2 protein-coding genes are annotated in these 2264 nt (G+C 68.6%); both read left to right on the top strand.

Going from position 1 to position 2264, the window contains the following annotated elements; translation table 11 throughout:
* Nucleotides 1–22: 22 nt before the first annotated feature.
* Nucleotides 23–1144 (top strand): peptidoglycan bridge formation glycyltransferase FemX, encoded by a 1122-nt coding sequence (gene femX / locus STRTUCAR8_RS47805; protein ID WP_006383759.1) that lies wholly within the window; start codon nt 23–25, stop codon nt 1142–1144.
* Between the two features lie 66 nt (nt 1145–1210).
* A complete protein-coding gene (locus STRTUCAR8_RS47800; RefSeq protein WP_006383758.1) occupies nt 1211–2242 on the top strand; it encodes an alanine racemase in 1032 nt (343 codons plus the stop codon).
* Nucleotides 2243–2264 lie beyond the last annotated feature (22 nt).

Below are 2264 nucleotides of genomic sequence, written 5' to 3'. Positions count from 1 at the left end.
ACCAGCCCGAGGAGCGCCCGGAATGAGCCTGACCCTGAGGACGATCAGCCGAGAGCAGCATCTGGCGTACATCCAGAGCCTGCCGTCGGCGAGCCACATGCAGGTTCCTGCCTGGGCAGACGTCAAGGCGGAGTGGCGCTCCGAGAACCTCGGGTGGTTCGACGACCGGACGGGCGAGCTGGTCGGCGCGGGCCTCGTCCTGTACCGCCAGCTGCCCAAGATCAAGCGGTACCTCGCTTATCTGCCCGAGGGCCCGGTCATCAACTGGTTCGCGCCGAATCTCGACGACTGGATCCAGCCGATGCTGGCGCACCTCAAGCAGCAGGGCGCCTTCTCGGTGAAGATGGGCCCGCCGGTGATCATCCGGCGTTGGGAGGCCACGTCCATCAAGGCGGGCATCCAGAGCCCGGACGTGAAGCGGCTGCGGGACATCGAGGCCGACTTCATCGAGCCGCGCGCCTTCGAGGTCGCCGACAAACTGCGTCGCATGGGCTGGCAGCAGGGGGAGGACGGCGGGGCCGGCTTCGGCGACGTACAGCCTCGCTACGTCTACCAGGTGCCGCTCGCGAACCGCTCGCTGGAAGAGGTCCACGCGAACTTCAACCAGCTGTGGCGCCGCAACATCAAGAAGGCCGAGAAGGCCGGCGTCGAGGTCGTCCAGGGCGGCTACAACGACCTGGAGGAGTGGCAGCGGCTGTACGAGATCACAGCGGTGCGCGACCACTTCAGGCCCCGCCCGCTGTCGTACTTCCAGCGCATGTGGACGGCCCTCAACACCGAGGACCCCAACCGCATGCGGCTCTACTTCGCCCGCCACAACGGCGTGAACCTGTCGGCCGCGACGATGCTGATCGTCGGCGGGCACGTCTGGTACTCCTACGGCGCGTCGGACAACATCGGCCGTGAGGTCCGGCCCTCGAACGCCATGCAGTGGCGGATGCTGCGCGACGCCTACGCCCTGGGCGCCACCGCCTACGACCTGCGCGGCATCTCCGACTCGCTGGACGAGACGGACCACCTCTTCGGCCTGATCCAGTTCAAGGTCGGTACCGGCGGACAGGCCGCCGAGTACCTCGGCGAGTGGGACTTCCCGCTCAACAAGCTGCTCCACAAGGCGCTCGACATCTACATGTCGCGCCGCTGATCCACCGGCATTCCCCGTCACACCTCTGAGGCACCCCAGCCACGAGAAAGGTTCCAGGTCCCGGCCATGGCGCTCACGCTCTACGTCGACACCGCGCGCTGGCGTGCGCACCACAAGCACGTGTCCGAGCAGTTTCCGGGGCTCGTCCCGGTCTGCAAGGGAAACGGCTACGGCTTCGGGCACGAGCGGCTCGCGGAGGAGGCCACTCGGCTGGGCTCGGACATTCTGGCCGTCGGAACGACGTACGAGGCCGCGCGGACCAAGGACTGGTTCAGCGGCGACCTGCTGGTGCTGACGCCCTTCAGACGGGGCGAGGAGCCCGTGCCGCTGCCCGACCGTGTCATCCGCTCGGTGTCGTCGGTGGACGGGGTGCACGGCCTCGTCGGCGCCCGTGTCGTCATCGAGGTCATGTCCTCCATGAAGCGCCACGGTGTGACCGAGCGAGAGCTGCCCCAGCTGCACGCCGCCATAGAGGACGTACGCCTCGAAGGCTTCGCGATCCACCTGCCGCTGGACCGCACCGACGGCTCGGACGCCGTGGAGGAGGTCATCGGCTGGATGGACCGGCTGCGCGCCGCCCGGCTTCCCCTGCACACCATGTTCGTCAGCCACCTCAAGGCGGACGACCTCGCGCGGCTTCAGCAGCAGTTCCCGCAGACACGTTTCCGCGCCCGCATCGGCACGCGGCTGTGGCTGGGGGATCACGAGGCCACGGAGTACCGCGGCGCGGTCCTGGACGTCACGCACGTGGCCAAGGGCGACCGGTTCGGCTACCGGCAGCAGAAGGCCGCCTCGGACGGCTATCTGGTGGTCGTGGCGGGCGGTACGTCGCACGGGGTGGGCCTGGAGGCTCCCAAGGCCCTGCACGGCGTCATGCCGCGTGCCAAGGGCGTCGCCCGGGCCGGGCTCGCCACGGTCAACCGCAATCTCGCCCCGTTCGTCTGGGGCGGCAAGCAGCGCTGGTTCGCCGAGCCGCCGCACATGCAGGTCTCGATCCTCTTCGTGCCCTCGGACGCACCGGAGCCGAAGGTGGGCGAGGAACTGGTGGCCCATCTGCGGCACACCACCACGCAGTTCGACCGGATCGTCGACCGCTGACCACACTCTGAGGGTTGCGCGA

It is taken from the genome of Streptomyces turgidiscabies Car8, assembly GCF_000331005.1.
Classification (GTDB): domain Bacteria; phylum Actinomycetota; class Actinomycetes; order Streptomycetales; family Streptomycetaceae; genus Streptomyces; species Streptomyces turgidiscabies.
The sequence above is the reverse complement of the archived record's forward strand: the minus strand, read 5'-3'. Positions and strand labels throughout refer to the sequence as shown.